An 18,780-nucleotide genomic window follows, 5' to 3' on the forward strand; every position below is an offset into this window, starting at 1 on the left:
GGATGGCGCCGGGCGGCGCGGACGGTCGGCTCAGGGAGCCGGACACAGCGACGATCGCGTGCGGCAGTGGTCCACCGCGCGGCGTCGCGTCAGATGCGTCGTCATGAGCACGTGCTCACCGTAGTTCGGCGAGCGCGGCACGACCGGATGTGTCTCGCTGCATGGACACCCGTCCCAATTGATGAGACGGGGCCGCAACCGGGCGGAGCGGCAACCGCGTCGCGCCACGCCCACGTACCATCGACCGGGGCGGCCAGGCCGAGCTCGTCCCCGAACCCGTCACCGTCGGCCAGGAGAAGAGTGACATGAGTCGACGCGACGTCGCCCCCACCGACGACGAGCGCCGGGGGTTCGTGCGCCGCCATCCGGCGCTGTCATCGGTGATGGGGCTGTTCCTGCTCCTGCTGGTGGTGGTGCTCGCGTTCGCCCTGTGGCTGAACAGCAGCCTGGGCAACATCGACCGCCTGCAGGTGACGCTCGACGAGCAGGACCGCCCGCCGGCCGGCCAGGGCGAGGACCTGAACATCCTGCTGCTGGGTACGGACGCCGGCAGCGAGCGCAACTCCGACGGCCGCGGCATCCTCGAGGACGCGGCGTCGGGCGACTGGCCGACAGGCAAGTACCGCAGCGACACGACGATGCTGGTGCACGTGCCGGCCGACCGCGACGGTGCCGTGGTGATGTCGATCCCGCGCGACAGCTACGTCCCGATCTACGACGAGCGCGGCGACCTGACGGGGCCGGACAAGATCAACGCCGCCCTGTCCCTGCATGGGCCGTCGGGCGCCGTCTCCACGGTGGAGAACCTGACGGGCCTTCGGGTCGACCACGTCACGATGCTCGACTGGGACGGGTTCCGCGACATCACCGACGCCCTTGGCGGCGTCACGGTGCCGACACCGGAGGGAACGAGCACCCTCGACGGCGACGAGGCGCTCGACTACGTCCGGGAGCGTTACTCCGTCGCCGGTGGCGACTTCGGCCGCATCCAGCGCCAGCAGAACTTCCTCCGCGCGATCGTCGCGCAGACGTTGAGTCGCGGCACCCTGTCCAACCCGTTGAAGCTGCGCAGCACGGTGGACGCGGTGAGCGAGAGCGTCGCGGTCGACGAGGAGTGGTCGAACGGAGAGATCCGCTCCTTGGCGTTCTCGATGCGGTCGATCCGTCCGTCGGACATCACGTTCATGACCGTGCCGGTCATCGGCACCGACACCGATCCGACCGCCGGGAGCATCGTGCGGCTCGACGACGTCGAGGGGCAGCGCCTGTACGACGCAGTGGCGGCAGGCAACCTGTCGGCGTTCCTGGCCGACAACCCGGACGTGCTGCTGCCTCCCTCGGACCAGGTCGACTGACCCGCCGGTCCAGCGGTGCCCCACGACTGCGGCACCGTTGTTCTACGCTGACCCGACGCCACACCGATGAATCGAGGGCACCACCATGGAGCTGAGCGACTACCTGAGGATCCTGCGACAGCGCTGGATCCTCATCACCGCCGTCGCGCTCGTCGCCCTCGGCGCGGCGACTGCGCTCACGCTGACGAGCACCCCGCAGTACCAGAGCACGGCGCGGATGTTCATCTCGACGCCGGAGTCCAACAGCTCCGACGCCTACCAGGGCGGGTTGTTCACACAGCAGCGCGTGACGTCGTACGCGAGTCTCATCACCGGTGAGGAGATGGCCCGGCGGGTCCTGGACGAGCTGGGCGAGCCCGGCTCCGGCGCGCGGTCTCTGGCCGAGCAGATCAGCGCGACGGTGGAGCCGGAGACCGTGGTGCTCGCGGTCTCGGCGACCGATCCGTCTCCGGAACGGGCGCAACAGATCGCGCAGACCACCGCCGAGGTGTTCACCGAGTACATCGCAGAGCTCGAGACCCCCCCGGGACGCACCGCTGCTCCGGTCAAGGCCTCCATCACCGACCCGGCGACCGTCTCCACCTCCCCGGTCTCACCGCAACCGGTGCGCAACGTCGGCTTGGCGCTCGTGCTCGGTCTGCTGCTCGGCGTCGGTCTGGCGGTCCTGCGCGACGTCCTCGACACCCGCATCAAGACTCCGGCCGACCTCGCGGAGGCCGCCGGTGGAGCGCCTGCCCTCGGACACACGGAGTTCGACAAGAAGGTGTCCGGCCAGCCGATCGCGCCCGCCGACGACACGCACTCGGCGCGCGCGGAGTCCTACCGCGTCCTGCGTACGAACGTGCAGTACGTGAACGTCGACGCCGAGAGCCGCGTCCTCGTCGTCACCAGCTCGATGCCGTCCGAGGGAAAGTCGGTGACGGCGGCCAACCTGGCGGTCTCGCTCGCGAACGCCGGCTACCGGACCTTGCTCATCGAGGCCGACCTTCGCAAGCCCAAGGCCAGCTCCTACCTCGACGTCGTGGGCACCGTGGGCGTCACCACCGTCCTGCTGCGCAAGATCACCTGGCGTGACGCGGTGCAGCAGACCCCCTGGGGCTGCGACGTCCTCGCGGCGGGCGCCACCCCGCCCAACCCCGCCGAGCTGCTGCAGTCCGAGGCGATGTCGACGCTGCTGGCCGACGTGCGCCAGGCCTACGACATCGTCCTGATCGACGCTCCGCCGCTGTTGCCGGTGGCGGACGCCGCCTTGCTGGCAGCGCAGGCCGACGGTGCGTTGCTGACGGTCCGGCACAACAGCACCACGACCGACCAGGTGCGTGGATCGGCAGATCGCCTCGCCTCCGTGGGCGCGGCTCTGCTCGGAACCATCACGACGATGACGCCGCCGGCGAAGAAGGGGTCGCGCTACGGGTACGGGTACGGGTACGGCTACGGGTCGGGCTCGGGCTCGGGTGCGAACCTGCTGGAGGCGCGGGGAGCTGTGACGCCTGGGGGCCGACGCTCGCGTCGCACGCCCGCGGCGGCGCCTGAGTGGGACCAGCTGACCGAGACTGACGATGTACCGGAGGACGGAGCTCGCCCGACCGGCGAGCGCGTCCCGCCGGTGGACGAACCCGCGGGCCACTCCACCGGTCGAGGCGGACGGGACCCGCAGTCCTCAGATGACCGGTCCCGCGCGCTTCGCCGGGCACCGTTGCGGGCGCAGCCCGTCGACGAGGTCCCGAGTCATCCACGTGACACCTCGAGTGACGACACCGGATCGTCGCCCGTCCAGCGCAACCGGCAGGTGCCGGCAGGTACGCCGCGCACCCGTCGTCGCCGAGACGTCTGACGGCAGCAAGAAGCGACCGCTAGGAGTCCTCGTCGCCGGACGTGGCTTCTTCGGCTCCGGCGACGTCCCACGTCCGGCCGTCGTCGTCGCTGACGACGATGCCGCCTGCCTCGAGGCTCAGCAGCAATAGTGCCCCGCGACGCAGCAGGCTCCCGGCGGCGACGGACTCGTCGGCGCACCCCCGCACCTCCCAGGTCTCGCCGCCGTCCACGGAGCCGTGGACGGCGGACTCGCAGCCCTCGGCCGGAGCGAGGGCAACGCCCTCGCTGATCGTGGTGAAGGCGATGTCGCTGGCACCGTCGAGCGCGCCGAGCAGGATCCACGTCTCACCGACGTCGTTGGTGCCGAGCAGCTGACCGTCGCGGCACAGGACCTTGGCGTTCACCTCGCTGATGGCGTCGACGTCTCGGACGGCGCAGCCCGGCCTGGTGACGCCGAGCGGTGTGACGACCTCGTCCTCGGATGCAGGCACGAACCACTGCCCGTAGCCATCGGTCCGGTCCCAGGTGCTGCCCCCGTCGTCGGTGCTCCAGACCTGTTGTCCGCACTGGTCGTCGTTCCCCACGAGTGTGATGCCGTCGGCGGAGGCCGCGGTGACGTCGAGGATGGTGCGCAGGGCGAACGTCTCGTCCCCGGCGGTCTCCACGAGCGGCAGGCTCAGCTCCTCGAAGGTGGCTCCCCCGTCGGTCGAGACCTCGAGCCGTGTGGTGCCGGGTTCGGCACAGGTGCCCCGCCAGGTCTGCACGATCGTGCCGTCGTCGGCGAGGTGGAGCACGCCGGGCGCTGCCACGTCGCCTCGAGCGGCGGGCGAGGTCGTCGTGGCGGAGGGAGCGGGCGAGGCGGCCGTCGGCCTGCTGGGCGCGACCTCGGCCCGGAGCAGCGCGGCGATCAGGACGATGTTCGCCACGGCAAGGACACCCACGAGCGCCAGACCCCACGACCTCTTCATGCGGATCCTCGTCCTCCCAGCGTCGGTGCGGCCATGCTAGGGCACGCCGTGCAACCCGCGAGCCATCCCTGCGCCCGTGTATGGTCGAGGCTCGTCGAGGGCCGCCACTGCTCCTGACCACCGGCCGGCGCGTCCGTGCTCGCAAACCGTCCGACGCTCCGGGACGAGACGGACCGGCCACACTTGGTCCCCGACGGCGTACAGTGTGACGCGATTACCGGTGTGTACCTCCAGGGTCGGGGATTTCAGGGGAGTGACGTGCGAGCGACGATCATCGTGCTGCTGCGGCGCAACCGGGTCGCGGCCCTGAGTGTCCTCGACGTCCTCGCCTGGTGTGGAGCGCTCTATCTCGCCGTCGCCTTGCGACTGGACACCGTCGTGCTGGCGTGGACGCCGACGATGTCCGGCGCCGATGCGCGCGTGCCCATCCTCGGGGTTCTCGCGGTCGGTGCGGTCGCCTCGATCGCCCACCTGGCATTCGCCTGGGTGCTGAAGCTGCACCAGGGGCGCAACGCCATCGGCGGGTTCGAGGAGATGGTCGCGCTCGGAGCCGTCGTCGTCGGCGCTGGCGTCGTGGCGGCGATGGTCAACGGATTCGCGGTGCTCATGGTGCCTCGCACCGCGGTGATCTCCGGCACCGTCATCGCATTCGTCTTCTGCGCCTGGCCCCGCGCGCTGTGGCGAACCACGGTGGCGCAGGCTCGTCCCGCACCCGCCGGCGGTTCGATGGTGCCCATCATCGTCGCCGGTGCCGGTGAAGCCGGTCGCGAGCTGGTGCGCAGCATGCAGAGGGACGCCCACCAGCATTGGGACCCGGTGGCTTACGTCGATGACGACGTGCGCAAGAAGCACTTCCGACACCGTGGCGTTGCGGTGCGGGGCACGACTCGCGACCTCGAACGGATCGTGGCGACCACTCGCGCGAGAGCTCTCGTGATCGCCATGCCCAGCGCCGACTCGACGTCGATCACCCGCATCTACGACCTCGCGCGCGCTGCCGACCTCGAGGTCAAGGTGTTGCCCGGTGTGCACGAGCTGCTCGACGGCCGCGTCTCGCACACCGACGTCCGCGACATCTCCCCTCTCGACCTGCTGGGTCGCCATCAGGTGGAGACCGACGTCAGTGGCATCGCCGACTTCCTGACGGCTCGTCGGGTGCTGGTCACCGGGGCTGGAGGGTCCATCGGCTCGGAGCTGTGCCGTCAGATCGTGCAGTTCGATCCAGAGCGTCTCGTCATGCTCGACCGGGACGAGTCAGCCCTGCACTCGCTCACCTTGAGCCTCTACGGCCGTGCGGACCTGGAGTCGCCCGACGTCGTGCTGGCCGACATCCGCGACGCCGAACGGCTGCGCGAGGTCTTCGACCACCATCGGCCGGACATCGTCTTCCACGCCGCGGCCCTCAAGCACGTGAACATGCTCGAGCAGTACCCGGCCGAGGCGCTCAAGACGAACGTGCTCGGCACCCGCAACGTCCTCGACGCGGCGGAGGCCGCGGGAGTGGGCCGGTTCGTCAACATCTCGACGGACAAGGCGGCTGCGCCGGAGAACGCGCTGGGCTACTCCAAGCGGCTGGCCGAGGGCCTGACCGCCGAGCGCGGCAGCACCGCCCAGGGCACCTACCTGAGCGTGCGGTTCGGCAACGTGCTCGGCACGCGTGGCTCGGTGCTCACCACCTTCGCCGCCCAGATCGCCGCCGGCGGACCGGTCACTGTGACGGACCCGGAGGTGACGCGCTTCTTCATGACGGTCGACGAGGCGGTGCAGCTGGTGCTGCAGGCGGCGGTGATCGGCTCCGACGGCGAGGCGCTCGTGCTCGACATGGGCACGCCCGTGCGCATCATCGACGTCGCCGAGCAGATGATCGAGATGTCGGGTGAGGACATCGCGATCGAGATCACCGGGCTCAAGCCGGGCGAGAAGCTGCACGAGGTGCTGTTCGGGCTCGAGGAAACCGGGGAGCGACCGATCCACCCGCTCATCTCGCATGTCTCGGTGCCCCAGGCTGTGGGTGCACTCGACGGGGTGAGCACGTCGGGGACGGCGGATGCCACGATGACGGCCATGCGAAGGGCGTGCACCTCTCTGGTCCAGCGCGATGTGGAGGCGCGCCCATGAGCCGGATCTACCTCTCCTCCCCCGACGTCGGCGAGCTGGAGGAGCGGTACGTTCTCGACGCCGTGCGCTCCGGCTGGGTGGCACCGCTCGGCCCGCACGTCGACGCGTTCGAGGCGGAGATGGCTGACCGGGTCGGCGCTAAGCACGCGGTGGCGCTGTCGTCGGGCACCGCTGCTCTGCACCTGGCGCTCGTCTCCTGGGGCGTCGGTCCGGGTGACCATGTGCCCACGGCCACCATGACGTTCGCCGCCACGGCCAACGCGATCATCTACACCGGCGCCACCCCGGTGTTCGTCGACTGCGATCCGGCGACCGGCAACATCGACCCCGCACTGCTGGAGGAAGCGATCGTCGACCTTCGCCGCCAGGGCAAGAGCGTGCCGGCGGTGGTGCCGGTGGACCTGCTCGGCAAGTGTGCGGACTACGAAACCATCAGCGCCGTCGCCGCTCGTCACGAGGTCCGCATCCTGTCCGACGCCGCGGAGTCGCTCGGCGCCTCACGGCGGGGGGTGCAGGCCGGTGGCTGGGGCGACGCAGCGGTGCTCTCGTTCAACGGCAACAAGATCATGACCACCTCCGGCGGTGGGATGCTGCTCACCGATGACGAGCGCCTGGCCGACCATGTCCGCTTTCTCTCCACTCAGGCTCGCGAGCCGGCGGTGCACTACGAGCATCGCGAGGTGGGCTACAACTACCGACTTTCAAACATCCTCGCTGCGCTCGGGCGAGCTCAGCTGGAGCGGCTGGACGAGATGATCGGACGACGGCGACGGCTGCGGGAGACGTACGCGGAACTGTTCGCCGAAGTCCCAGGCGTCGACATCTTCGGCAGGGACGGCGACACCCAGGACAACTGCTGGCTCACCGCGATTCTCGTCGACCCTGACGTCGCAGGGTGGTCGACCACCGACCTGCTCGAGGCACTCGCGAAGGATGACATCGAGAGTCGTCCGCTGTGGAAGCCGATGCACCTGCAGCCGATCCACGCCGAGCAGCCGGCGTATCTCACCGGTGCGTCAGAGCGCCTCTTCAAGACCGGGCTCTCCCTGCCGAGTGGTTCGGCGATGGGGCCGCCGAGCAGCGAGGCCGTGTTCGACCGGCTCGTCACGTTCAGGGATCAGATCCGTTGAGGTTCGACGCTGCTCTCAAGCGAATCTTCGACCTGCTGATCGCCGGCGCTCTGTTGGTGTTGACTGCCCCAATCCAGCTCGTCGTCGCTCTGTTGATCAAGCGTGACCTTGGATCCCCGGTGCTCTTCCGACAGCGGCGCCCTGGACGCCATGGTCAGATCTTCACCCTCGTGAAGTTCCGGACCATGCGTGATGCGTCCCCTGGGGAGGGCGTGGAGAGCGACGCCTACCGCCTCACCCGGCTCGGTCGGACGTTGCGCGCCACCAGCCTCGACGAGTTGCCCTCCCTGATGAACGTCGTTCGAGGCGACATGTCCCTCGTCGGCCCGCGGCCGTTGCTGGTCGAGTACCTGGACAGGTACACCCCTGAGCAAGCGAGGCGACACGAAGTCAGGCCAGGCATCACCGGTCTGGCGCAGGTGGCGGGCCGCAATGCGGTCGATTGGGAAGACCGTCTGCGGCTCGATGTGGAGTACGTGGACCGCCGAACCCTGATGATGGATCTGCGGGTCCTGGCAGCGACCGTCCTTCCCGTGATCGGCCGCCGAGGCGTCAACGCCGCCGGTCACGAGACGATGCACGAGTTCAAAGGGACCAATCGATGACTACGGACTTGGTCCTCGTGGGCTGTGGCGGGTTCGGCCGCGAAGTAGTGACCATCGTTGACGCCATCAATGCCTCCGGCGCTTCGTGGAACCTTGTTGGGTTCGTCGACGACCGGCCGAGTCGGGAGAATCTGGAACGCGCGCAGGCGATCGATCTACCCGTTCTTGGAGGGATCGAGCATCTTTCCTCTCTGTTGGAGGACGGCGAAGGCAAGTTCGCTGTGGCCGTCGGTGACCCAGCGGTTCGTCGATCGCTCGCGGATCGGATCAATCGCGATGACCGTGCCGCCACGCTGGTGGATCCGCGCGCCGTCATCGGAAGGGACGTCCGGCTCGGTGCTGGGGTGGTCGTCGGTGCGAGCGCACAGATCACCACCAATGTCGAGATCGGTCGTTACGTCCACATCGATCGTGCCGCTCAGGTGGGGCACGACAGTCTCTTGGGTGACTTCACGACCGTCCACCCGTCTGCTGTCGTCTCCGGCGACTGCGAGGTGGGGACCGGAGTGCGGATCGGCACCAGCGCCACCATTCTTCCGGGGCGGCGCATCTCCGACCACGCACTCATCGGTGCGTCAGCCTGCGTTACTCGGGACGTGCCCGAGGGCGCGACTGTCAGGGGTGTTCCCGCCCGATGAGCGTCCGTACAGCCTTCGTCACTCAGTGGTATCCCCCTGAGCCGGTCGAGGTTCCGCGCTCGATCGCGCTCGCCCTGACGGATCTCGATCACGACGTCGTCGTTGCCACCGGCATCCCGAACTATCCCGACGGTGTCGCTCACGCTGGCCACACGTCATGGCGACGGTCGCGCGAGACACTCGACGGGCTGGAGGTTCACCGGTACCCCCTGTTCCCCTCTCACGACCAGTCGGCAGCACGACGGATCGTCAACTACCTGACCTGGGCCGCGTCCTCCACCGCGTTGGGCTGGTCTGTGCTCCGCCGATCGGACGTCGCCCTGGTCTACTCCTCACCTGCCACAGCTGCCCTGGCGCCCGCCCTCTGGCGCAGGGCGATGCGCACTCCCTACGTGTTGATCGTCCAGGACCTCTGGCCGGAGAGTGTCCTGTCGTCGGGAATGATCGGCAAGGGCTTCGTGTCGCGGCTTGCGGACCGCATCCTTCGCGCGTTCAGCAACTGGACCTACCGGTCGGCAGCCGAGGTTGTCGTCATCTCACCGGGCATGCGGAAAGTCCTGGTCGAGCGCGGCGTCTCCCCCGAAAAGATCACCTTGGTCTACAACTGGACCGCGGAGCGACAGTCGGCAGACGGTGATCGCCCTCGCGAGGCACGGCGCGAACTGTCGCTACCTCTCGACGGCTTCATCGTGACGTACGCGGGCAACGTCGGCACCGCGCAGGCCTTGGACACACTCGTTCTCGCGGCAAGGCATCTCGAGGACCTCGAGGTGACCGTCGTCGTGGCGGGTGACGGCGTCGATCTGTCCCGGCTACAGTCTCTCGTCGCCGACCGCGGCATGAAGAACGTGCGTTTCCTTGGCCGTCTGCCCGCCGAGCAGATGCCGGCCCTGCGGGCGGCCTCCGACTTGCAGGTCGTGAGTCTGGCGGATGATCCGTTGTTCGCTGTCACGATGCCGAGCAAGGTCCAGGCGATCCTCGAGAGCGGCTCTCGTCTTCTGGTCATCGGCCGTGGCGACGCGGCACACGTTGCCGAGGCTTCGGGAGCCGGCTGGACCGCGCCACCAGGCGACCCTGAGGCCGTCGCAGCCGTGATACGCCTGGCAACCTTGGAACCGCCTCAAGCGGCTCTCGCTCGCGAGAAGGCGGCACAGGACTACTACCAGACGCACATGAGCCGAGAGATCGGCTCCCAGGCGTTGGACCAGTTGCTCAGAAGAGCAGCAGCCCGGGAAGGAAGCACGCGATGAGCATCACGCTGGTCACCGGAGGCACGGGGTCGTTCGGCACCACGATGGTCCGTGACCTTCTCTCTCGCGACGACGTCGACCAGATCCGCATCCTGAGCCGCGACGAGACGAAGCAGGACGCGATGCGCCGGTCGCTCAACGACGACCGCCTCCGCTTCTTCCTCGGCGACGTACGAGACCCGATGAGCGTCCGCGACGCGGTGCGCGGGGTCGATCACGTCTTCCACGCTGCCGCCCTCAAGCAGGTGCCGAGCTGTGAGTTCTTCCCGCTCCAGGCGGTGCAGACGAACGTGATGGGCAGCAGCAACGTCATCAGTGCCGCAGAGGACGCAGGCGTCTCGTCGGTCGTCTGCTTGAGCACGGACAAGGCCGTCTATCCGATCAACGCGATGGGCACGTCGAAAGCGATGATGGAGAAGGTCGCGCAAGCGTACGCCCGCAACAGCCCGGATTCGGGCACTACCGTCTCGATCACGCGCTACGGCAACGTCATGTACTCCCGAGGATCGGTCATTCCTGTCTTCGTCGAGCAGATCATCTCGAACAAGCCGATCACCGTCACCGACCCACACATGACGCGGTTCCTGATGTCTCTCGTCGATTCCGTCTCCCTGGTGCACTACGCCTTCGAGAACGCCAAGCCCGGCGACCTGTTCGTTCGCAAGGCACCGGCCTGCACGGTCGATGTCCTGGCCCGCGCCGTGGCCAGCCTGTTCGGCAACGACGACCCGGAGATCCGTGTCCTCGGCGCGCGGCACGGCGAGAAGCTCTATGAGTCACTTCTTGGCCGCGAGGAGCGGGCCAAGTCCGAGGACCGAGGTGACTACTACCGCGTTCCCCTGGACGCCCGCGGCTTGGAATACGAGCTCTTCGTGGAGGAGGGCAGCGGCGAGAACATCGAGGTCGAGGATTACAACTCCCACAACACCGAGCAGCTCGACATCGAGGGCGTCAAATCCCTGTTGCTGACGCTGCCAGAGGTCCGCGCCGAGCTGGAGAGGCACACATGAGGATCCTCGTCACCGGTGCCGGCGGGTTCCTCGGCTGGCACCTGCGCTGCCGCCTCGCCACCTACACCGACCACGACGTCGTCGCCGTCGACCGCGACACCTTCTCCGGCCTGTCGGCGCTGGCACGCGATGCGGACGCCATCATCCACGTGGCCGGCATCAACCGCGGGACCGACGAGGAGGTCGACGCCGGCAACGCCCAGCTTGCCAAGACGGTGGCTGCGGCCGCTCGCGATGCTGCGGCCCCTCCGCGGCTCATCTTCGCGAACAGCATCCAGGCCGAACGCGACAACCCCTACGGGGTTGGGAAGCGCCGCGCCGCTGAGGTGCTCGGAGCCGCGGCTGCCGACGCGGGCGTTCCCTTCGTCGACGTGCTGCTGCCGAACCTCTTCGGAGAGCATGGTCGACCCGGGTACAACTCCTTCGTCGCTACGTTCGTGCACGAGGTCGTCTCAGGGCGCCAGCCGGAAGTGAGCGACAACCAGGTGGAGCTCCTGCACGTCCAGGCGGCGGCCCAGGCTCTGATGGACGGACTCGTCGGGGAGACCCGGACGGAGCGTCCGCGCGGCCAGCACCGTGGTGTCGTCGAGGTGCTGAGCATGCTGGAAGGCTTCGACGCGCTCTACCGCGTCGGTGAGATCCCCGCCCTGGTCGACGACTTCACCACTGACCTCTTCAACACCTACCGGACGGCCGCCTTCGAGCAGCGCGGGCCGATCCGCTTCGAGAAGCGGACCGACCCCCGCGGCAGTCTTGTCGAGACGGTGAAAGTTCACGGCGGCGGGGGGCAGACATTCTTCTCCACGACCGTCCCCGGCATCACCCGCGGCGAGCACTACCACGAGCGCAAGATCGAACGATTCGTCGTCATCGGGGGCCGGGCCCGCATCCAGCTTCGACGCCTGTTCACCGACGAGGTGCTCGACTTCGACGTCTCCGGGGACGAGCCGGTGGCCATCGACATGCCGACCTTCTGGCCGCACAACATCACCAACACCGGTGATGATGAGCTGTACACGTTGTTCTGGACCGACACGGTATTCGATCCCGAGAACCCCGACACCCACCCTGAGCCCGTGGAGGCTTCTTCATGAAGGTCATGACGATCGTCGGCACCCGCCCTGAGATCATCCGGCTCGCTTGTGTCATTCAGAGGTTCGACGAGGTCTTCGACCACATCCTCGTTCACACGGGACAGAACTACGACCACAATCTCAACCAGGTCTTCTTCGACGACCTCGGACTTCGCGCGCCTGACCACTACCTCGGCGTCGACACTTCCAGCCTCGGAGCTGTCCTCGGCGGAGTGCTCATCGAGACCGAGAAGGTCTTGCTTGCAGAGAAGCCGGACGCGGTGCTCGTCCTCGGCGACACGAACTCCTGCATCGCGACCATCATGGCCAAGCGGATGCGGATCCCGACCTACCACATGGAGGCCGGCAACCGCTGCTTCGACGAGAACGTCCCCGAGGAGACGAATCGTCGTCTCGTCGACCACGTGGCCGACTTCAACCTCGTCTACACCGAGCACGCCCGTCGCAACCTCCTCGCCGAGGGCCTGCATCCTCGACGGATCCTGCTGACCGGTTCTCCGATGCGAGAAGTGCTCGAGCGTTACCGTCCGCAGATCGACGCCTCTGACGTCCTCGAGCGTCTAGGTCTCGAGGAGCAGGGCTACTTCCTCGTCAGCGCCCACCGCGAGGAGAACGTCGACTCCCCCGAACGCCTTCGGATGCTCCTCGACTGCCTCGAACGAGTCTGGCAGGAGTGGGAGATCCCGGTCCTGGTGTCGACCCACCCCCGGACGCGCAAGCGGATCGAGGCGGGCGAACTGACTTTCGAGGGCGACATCCGACTCCACGAGCCGTTCGGCTTCCACGACTACAACCGGCTTCAGCTGGGTGCGCGGTGCGTGCTGTCGGACTCCGGGACCATCTCAGAGGAATCCTCGCTGCTGGGATTCCCCGCCATCACGCTTCGAGGATCCATCGAGCGACCGGAAGCACTCGACGCTGGGGCAATCGTGATGACCGACCTCGATCAAGATGATCTGGTGGACTCAGTGACTCTGGCAATTGGTGATCATGATTCGATGGTGACATTGCCTACTGGTTACGAGATTCGCGACACTTCTCTCAGAGCATCGCGCTTCGTCCTCTCGACCGCTTCACGAAATGACACCTGGTTCGGAATCCGACCGAAGGCGACAGGCCATGTCTGAGGATGCATGCTCTCGGAAAAAGGATGTACGCGCGCTGGTCATCTACTCCACAATCCCTCACTATCGCCGCGGCGTGTTTCAGGCATTAGAAGGACTGCCGTTTTTTCAATTCACATTTGCAGCATCTCCAGAAAACTTCGGTAATATCGAAAGCGCGTCCTTCGATCAGTTCGAGCAAACGATTGAAATTCGAAACACATGGGCGGGCCCCCTATTATGGCAGCGGCGGGTAGTAAGCTTGATTCTCTCTCGACGATACGACGTGGTCATATTCTCGGGCGATGCTCACTATATGAGCACATGGGCCGCTCTTATTGTCGCGCGGTTAACTCGCACACCCACAGCACTGTGGACCATTGGTTGGCACAGGCGACCGAAGGGCGCCCGAGATGTGCTTCGAAGATGGTTCTACCGCCGGGCTGACCATCTTCTTCTTTACGGCGAACACGCCAAACAGATCGCAAAGAGCGAGGGCTTCCAAGAGTCGCAGCTTTCGGTAATTCGAAACTCCATCGAAAATTCCTCCGTGCGACATTCTGACGATTTTCAGGATCTCCGGATCCCGCACCAGTATTGCATCGGAGCCGTGATTCGTTTAAGTGAGAACAAGGGCCTCGACAAGCTGATCAGTACGGCAGCCTCGTTGCGGTCTGAAGGCCTTGATGTTGCGGTTCTCCTAGTAGGCCGCGGACCAATGGAAAGCTCCTTGCGAGCACTGGCCGAACGGTTCTCGGTACCGCTCTACATTCCAGGTGCCGCGTATAGTCGCGAGCGACTGGCTGATGTGTACCGACATCTCGACGTCACCGTTGTTCCGAGGAACGTCGGTCTTACCGCGATTCAGAGCCTGCAACACGGCACTCCAGTCGTCAGCCACAACGACCCAGAAGACCAGATGCCAGAATGGGAGAGCATCAGGCAAGGGGTGACGGGCAGCACAGTCTCTCCTAGCAGTGAAGGTCTGGTCTCTGCTGTGCGGTTCTGGCTCCTGCGAGACTTGTCCCAGCGGGAACGCGATCAACAGAACTGTCTTGACGAAGTGGCGGCCCACTGGAATCCGGAAGTTCAAGCTCGCCTGATTCATCAGGCCCTCGAAACAGTCCTTCAACGACACTCGGCTAATGATGAATGACGGCTCAGTTCGGTCGAATTCTTCGCGAGTGAGCGGGCGACGGCACCCAAACCGCCGACGTCTCCAGGGCGTTGTGACTATTGCCTGTCTTGTGATGTACGGCACAGGAAATCTACTACCCCCTGCGCTTCTTGGACCATTCCAAGAGATGTATCTCTTGGTCGTCATCGCGCTACTTTCAATGATCGCATTCACGACAGTAGCTGCTTCATCATTTCGGGTGAAAACACCTTGGTATTTCATTTTCCTAATAGGCGCTGGCTTTATAACTTCATATTCAGCCTACGCCATCCAGAAGGCATTCTCAGTCCTTTTTGTAATTGTCTTAGTAGTCGTTGCTGCGCGCTTCCAAGAACGTCCTCGAATGATGCTCCAGTTCATCTGGGCATTGCTTGCCATTTCCTCGATAGGCACACTCTTCGTCTTCCTGTCTGATGGAACTGCTGAGATGACTAGACTTTCAGCAGACGGCCAGAATCCAATATCAGCTGCACGGCTCGCCGCACTTGGAATTCTTCTAAGCGCGTGCCTGCTCCAGATCCGCGCCGTGCAGGGGTTGGCGGGTCGAACGACCTTGGTTCTCATCATCCTCATCAACCTCTCAGTCCTGTGGGCCACAGGAAGCCGGGGTCCTGCGGTAGCGCTGCTGTGTGGACTTGCCGTCTTGCTCACGGCGCCCGGGAAGTCCAGAACCAACCGCATCAGCCTGACAGTCGCTGCTTCGTCGCTAGGCGTGGCGTTCTTCTCATCGACCTCGGTGCAGCTAGGAACCGAGCGGATGCTTTCGCTTTCTGACAGCGGCCGCACAGCCCTTGCGATCGACACAATCCGAGTCGTCTGGGCAAATCCGCTGGGCATTGGATGGGGGCAACTCGGCGAATACCTACCCCTCTATCCAGTCGGCGTCGAGGCTGGATTGTACCCGCATAACCTATTTCTTGAGTTCGCTGTCGAAGCAGGACTGATCGGCTTGATCGGCATTTGTTGGCTGATTATTTCTTGCGTTAAGGTCGTCTACAATGCGCCAGTTGAGCAACGTCCTCTGCACTTACCAGTATTTTGTGTGTTTGTTTTTGCTTTTATCAATTCCATGTTTTCTAGTGACATTGTGGGAAATCGTCTGCTCTGGGTGGCTCTGGCCTTGATCATTGGCAATTCTGTGGCACTGGCTGGAAGATCGGGACTTGGTCAACATGCAAACTGAGAAGTACTTGGTCTGGGAACCCGGCGAAAATGGCCATCTCCTGGTTTACTGTCGCCGGCTGGTTGATTATGCGATCGAACAGGGGCTCGACCTCAGTGTGGCTCTGTCGCGCGATGCGCTCGGCAGCGAGGCTTACCAAAGACATTTCGACTCTGACGATTCGCAGGCCAGGGCCATATCTATTTCTGGCCAGCGGAATCTCCTATCACTCCTTCGACGCGAAGGAATCACAACTCTGATTGTCCCTCACGCGGACCCCCTGCTTCACTACCTTCTCTTCATCTCCTTCAAGAAAATCAAGATGAACCTGCTTGTGATGCAGGATCCCCAGTGGGAGGCGAGGACAGCCCAAACAGCGCTCTTACGTGGTTTGCGTCTGCGCTTGAAGCAACTGTTCATTATGCTTCTTGGTCGCCGCCCGTCTGTCACCCTCAGAAAGTTGGGTCCTCCCACGAGTACTTCGGTCAAGGTTGTGCCAGATCCAGTGTTGATCTCAGAATTGGACACCACAATTTCGATTGCAGATCTCCATCTCGGAGTTGAGACTTTTTGGTTTGGCATCGTCGGCGGAATTTCTCCTCACAAGAACCCAATGCTGGTTGCCACCGCTCTCCGCGTACTTGCGGCATCAACTAGCCGGAGAATTGGCCTAGCCTTCATCGGTCCGATCTCTGCGGAGCTCGCTGGCCTAGAGTCGGACGCACGCGATCTACTTGCCGAGACCAGTGTTGAATTCATCTCAAGGGACCGCATCTTGAGCAACTCGGAAATGAACGCCGTGATTTCACAGCTCGACTGTGTCGTCATGGCCTACTCCACTCATGCGCCAAATTCGACGGCCTGGAAGGCCGCATGCATTGGCACTCGATTCGTAGCCGCCGGCTCGAGCCAGTACCAGTTGTTTGCTCAGCTCACCGAACGTGGAATTGTCGTTGATCTTGAGCTAGCGTCGCTGGTGGATGCAATGAATCGCGCCCTGCAATCCCCGCCGCCGGAGATTCTGCCGATGCCAGATGACCGCTTCGCTTCAAGACTGCTTGCTCCGTGAAGGCTCTGGGCCTTACCCGTGGCATTATCGGGGTCTCGACTGCGAACGGCCTGGGGTCGCTGATGACCGTCGGAGCGCTGGTGATCGCAACCCGAGGATTGGGTCCCGAAGTCTGGGGTTTCTCAGCTGCGGCATGGGCGGCCGGTCAATTCTTCGGCGGCTTGGTGAACTTCGGTGTATCGACTGAGCGCATTCGCTCGTTGGCGGGCATGAGCGAGGCTGAAGCAAGTCAAGCGTTCGGATCCGTCGTCGCTGCACGTCTGCTTCTACTCCTCCTGCTGATTCTTGCTGGAGTGATTTTGCTAGCTGCTGGCGCCAACTTCTTGGCGCTTGTGTTGTTTGCTGCGGCCGGTTCGTCTGCGAGCCTACTGTCAACGGCACATGCTTACGCGCGCAGGAACTACCGAGCCGCAACAGTCATTCTCGGCGGCGAAAAGGGAATCTTTCTGCTCATCGTTGCTTCCGCGTCATTCACAGAATCGCTGACGGTGCACACTGTTCCGGTAGCAGCTGGCATGGCGGGGGTGATTATGCTGATCTCGGTCCTAGTTGTCCACAAGCCGGGCTCTTCCTGGTCAGGATTCCAAGAAGTTTGGCGGCAGTATCGGAGGTCCGCGAACTTCGGCTGGGCGTCCTTAGGCCCATCGATCCTCCTCCTAGACGTCCTAGTAGTCGGATTGTTTGCCTCTGAGACGCAGGCGGGGTTCTTCGCCGTAGCGTCTCGCCTGACGTCTCCTCTCAGTTTGCTAACAACTGCTGCTGCAACAGCGCTGTTGCCGGTCGCTGCGTCAATCACGAGTTGGGAGTCCCTCAGGCTCGGCAGCCGAGGTGCTGCAGTCTTGTCAGTCTTCGGTTTTGGTCTCGTGTCGCTCGCACTGCTTGCGCCACTCTGGGTTCCGAGGGCTTTCGGGAGTCCTTTCGAGGGAGCAATCCCCGCAATCCAAATCTATTTGGCGAACGCGGCGGTTATCGTCGTGACGCGCATCTCGGTCACCCTTCTGCAGGGTTGGAATCAGGAGCGATTCGCAGCTCAAGCGGTGATGTTCCAGTGCTTGGCGACCCTCTTACTGGTTGCTGTGGGCGCCTACGTCGCTGGAGCGATCGGGGCGGCCGTCGCGGTTCTATGGTCTAACATTATTCTTTCGTGCATTCTCGTTCGGAAGGCGCGCCAGACGCTCGCGCTTCGCGCAAAATCCGCCCCCTAGTTTGAAGACTGCCAACGTCACACGATTACCTAGGAGTTCAGTCATGCCGTCTGTCTCGAGAAGGATGGCCTCTAAAGCGAGGCGAACTGCGCTCGGAATCAGGCAAACTGTCGACGACCCATACTCTTCGCACCTACCCGTCTTGGCCGGGCTCGCTCGCGTCGCGCACATCTCATCCGTCCTTGAACTGGGATCAGGCGCCTTCAGCACCCCACAGTTCCTGGACCGCCGCGTATTCCCTGCCTTGGCCGCACTGACTTCGCTGGAAGATGACGCTGACTGGCTTTCCACTGTGGCCGAGAGCACTGGTTCCGACCCTCGGCTCGATTTGCGACTTGTTCAAAAGGTTTGCACTTCGGTGCCGAACGGCCTGGATCAGTTCGACCTTATTTTCATCGATGACTCAAGGACCTTCGCTGAGAGAAGTCAGACGATACGAGCGGTGCTTTCAGAGAAGCCGCGAGGACTGGTCGCGATTCACGACTTCGAGCACCGTGCTTACCGTAAAGCCGCCAAAGGGTTCGATCACCGGTTCACCTTCAAGGCCTACACACCACAGGTCGCGGTCTGCTGGATCGGCGACGGATCGCTTCACCCAAAGCTCTCGGCTCTTCACTCAAAGATCGTGCGTGGAAGCCAAGAACTGAAACTTGCACCTTCAGATACGGACCGGTGGGCTCAACTTCTTTCAGATGACTAGGCTAAATCTCAGGCTAACTCAACGCCAACGCCAGCTCCGCATCCTGCATGGCATGCGGCTGCCACAGGATTAGTACGGTCCAGACTCAAAGCCTCTAGAGCTCAGGGATTACGGGTTGGGATGACACCTGACCCGGCCAGCCTCCACGCAGGTGTGGGTCACGGGAGGCAGTCTCTGGATTGTCGAGATCTAGAGAACAGGAAGCCATCCCGTGACCCACGAAGACATTGTGTACGACCGTCGTGTCCGGTTGCTCGAGCACGCGGCCAGGATCGGTAACGTGGCCGAGGCCTGCCGGGTGTTCGGCGTCTCGCGCAACACCTACTACGGCTGGTTGGACAAGGCCGAGCAGTACGGCCTTTCGGCGCTGCTTCCCAAAGA

17 protein-coding genes are annotated in these 18,780 nt (G+C 64.3%); 16 read left to right on the forward strand and 1 reads right to left on the reverse strand.

The features are described 5' to 3' along the window. Positions 1-305: 305 nt before the first annotated feature. Positions 306-1,355 (forward strand): LCP family protein, encoded by a 1,050-nt coding sequence (locus ABD213_RS13655; RefSeq protein WP_344329711.1) that lies wholly within the window; start codon positions 306-308, stop codon positions 1,353-1,355. Positions 1,356-1,440: 85 nt separating this feature from the next. Continuing rightward, entirely contained in the window at positions 1,441-3,189 is a 1,749-nt protein-coding gene (locus ABD213_RS13660; protein ID WP_344329713.1) for a tyrosine-protein kinase domain-containing protein, read from the forward strand. A gap of 19 nt (positions 3,190-3,208) precedes the next feature. On the opposite strand, the gene ABD213_RS13665 is transcribed toward ABD213_RS13660, so the two are convergent. Then, complete coding sequence (locus tag ABD213_RS13665) at positions 3,209-4,138, reverse strand: beta propeller repeat protein (RefSeq protein WP_344329715.1); 930 nt, start codon at positions 4,136-4,138, stop codon at positions 3,209-3,211. A 258-nt stretch (positions 4,139-4,396) separates the two neighbouring features. On the opposite strand from ABD213_RS13665, the gene ABD213_RS13670 reads away from it, so the two are divergent. The 14 genes from ABD213_RS13670 to ABD213_RS15125 form a co-directional block, all read left to right on the forward strand. Beyond that, on the forward strand, positions 4,397-6,256 hold the full coding sequence (locus ABD213_RS13670; protein WP_344329718.1) for a polysaccharide biosynthesis protein: 1,860 nt from the start codon (positions 4,397-4,399) through the stop codon (positions 6,254-6,256). Then, the gene (locus ABD213_RS13675; protein ID WP_344329722.1) at positions 6,253-7,386 is read left to right on the forward strand and encodes a DegT/DnrJ/EryC1/StrS family aminotransferase; all 1,134 of its coding nucleotides are present in this window, start codon (positions 6,253-6,255) and stop codon (positions 7,384-7,386) included. The genes ABD213_RS13670 and ABD213_RS13675 overlap by 4 nt, the downstream gene beginning before the upstream one ends. Beyond that, the gene (locus tag ABD213_RS13680; RefSeq protein WP_344329724.1) at positions 7,383-7,991 is read left to right on the forward strand and encodes a sugar transferase; all 609 of its coding nucleotides are present in this window, start codon (positions 7,383-7,385) and stop codon (positions 7,989-7,991) included. The genes ABD213_RS13675 and ABD213_RS13680 overlap by 4 nt, the downstream gene beginning before the upstream one ends. Then, positions 7,988-8,629 carry an acetyltransferase gene (locus ABD213_RS13685; RefSeq protein ID WP_344329725.1) on the forward strand — a complete coding sequence of 214 codons (642 nt, stop codon included), beginning with the start codon at positions 7,988-7,990 and terminating at the stop codon, positions 8,627-8,629. The genes ABD213_RS13680 and ABD213_RS13685 overlap by 4 nt, the downstream gene beginning before the upstream one ends. Further along, positions 8,626-9,879, forward strand: coding sequence for a glycosyltransferase family 4 protein (locus ABD213_RS13690; protein ID WP_344329728.1), 1,254 nt, complete (start codon positions 8,626-8,628; stop codon positions 9,877-9,879). Before ABD213_RS13685 ends, ABD213_RS13690 begins: the two co-directional genes overlap by 4 nt. After that, the gene (locus ABD213_RS13695) at positions 9,876-10,889 is read left to right on the forward strand and encodes a polysaccharide biosynthesis protein (protein WP_344329731.1); all 1,014 of its coding nucleotides are present in this window, start codon (positions 9,876-9,878) and stop codon (positions 10,887-10,889) included. The genes ABD213_RS13690 and ABD213_RS13695 overlap by 4 nt, the downstream gene beginning before the upstream one ends. Beyond that, on the forward strand, positions 10,886-11,983 hold the full coding sequence (locus ABD213_RS13700) for a polysaccharide biosynthesis C-terminal domain-containing protein (protein ID WP_344329733.1): 1,098 nt from the start codon (positions 10,886-10,888) through the stop codon (positions 11,981-11,983). The genes ABD213_RS13695 and ABD213_RS13700 overlap by 4 nt, the downstream gene beginning before the upstream one ends. Further along, on the forward strand, positions 11,980-13,110 hold the full coding sequence (gene wecB / locus ABD213_RS13705) for a non-hydrolyzing UDP-N-acetylglucosamine 2-epimerase (protein ID WP_344329734.1): 1,131 nt from the start codon (positions 11,980-11,982) through the stop codon (positions 13,108-13,110). The genes ABD213_RS13700 and wecB overlap by 4 nt, the downstream gene beginning before the upstream one ends. Continuing rightward, entirely contained in the window at positions 13,103-14,242 is a 1,140-nt protein-coding gene (locus ABD213_RS13710; protein ID WP_344329736.1) for a glycosyltransferase family 4 protein, read from the forward strand. The genes wecB and ABD213_RS13710 overlap by 8 nt, the downstream gene beginning before the upstream one ends. Positions 14,243-14,390: 148 nt before the next feature. Next, the gene (locus tag ABD213_RS13715) at positions 14,391-15,446 is read left to right on the forward strand and encodes an O-antigen ligase family protein (RefSeq protein ID WP_344329737.1); all 1,056 of its coding nucleotides are present in this window, start codon (positions 14,391-14,393) and stop codon (positions 15,444-15,446) included. Continuing rightward, entirely contained in the window at positions 15,427-16,494 is a 1,068-nt protein-coding gene (locus tag ABD213_RS13720; protein ID WP_344329739.1) for a hypothetical protein, read from the forward strand. The genes ABD213_RS13715 and ABD213_RS13720 overlap by 20 nt, the downstream gene beginning before the upstream one ends. After that, positions 16,491-17,699, forward strand: a complete 1,209-nt coding sequence (locus tag ABD213_RS13725; RefSeq protein WP_344329741.1) for an oligosaccharide flippase family protein — start codon at positions 16,491-16,493, stop codon at positions 17,697-17,699. The genes ABD213_RS13720 and ABD213_RS13725 overlap by 4 nt, the downstream gene beginning before the upstream one ends. A gap of 142 nt (positions 17,700-17,841) precedes the next feature. Continuing rightward, positions 17,842-18,399 (forward strand): O-methyltransferase, encoded by a 558-nt coding sequence (locus ABD213_RS13730; protein WP_344329742.1) that lies wholly within the window; start codon positions 17,842-17,844, stop codon positions 18,397-18,399. Positions 18,400-18,628: 229 nt separating this feature from the next. Beyond that, on the forward strand, positions 18,629-18,780 hold a 152-nt coding region (locus ABD213_RS15125), incomplete at its 3' end, for a helix-turn-helix domain-containing protein (protein ID WP_425546071.1).

This window comes from Aeromicrobium halocynthiae (assembly GCF_039531385.1).
Taxonomy (GTDB): Bacteria; Actinomycetota; Actinomycetes; order Propionibacteriales; family Nocardioidaceae; genus Aeromicrobium; species Aeromicrobium halocynthiae.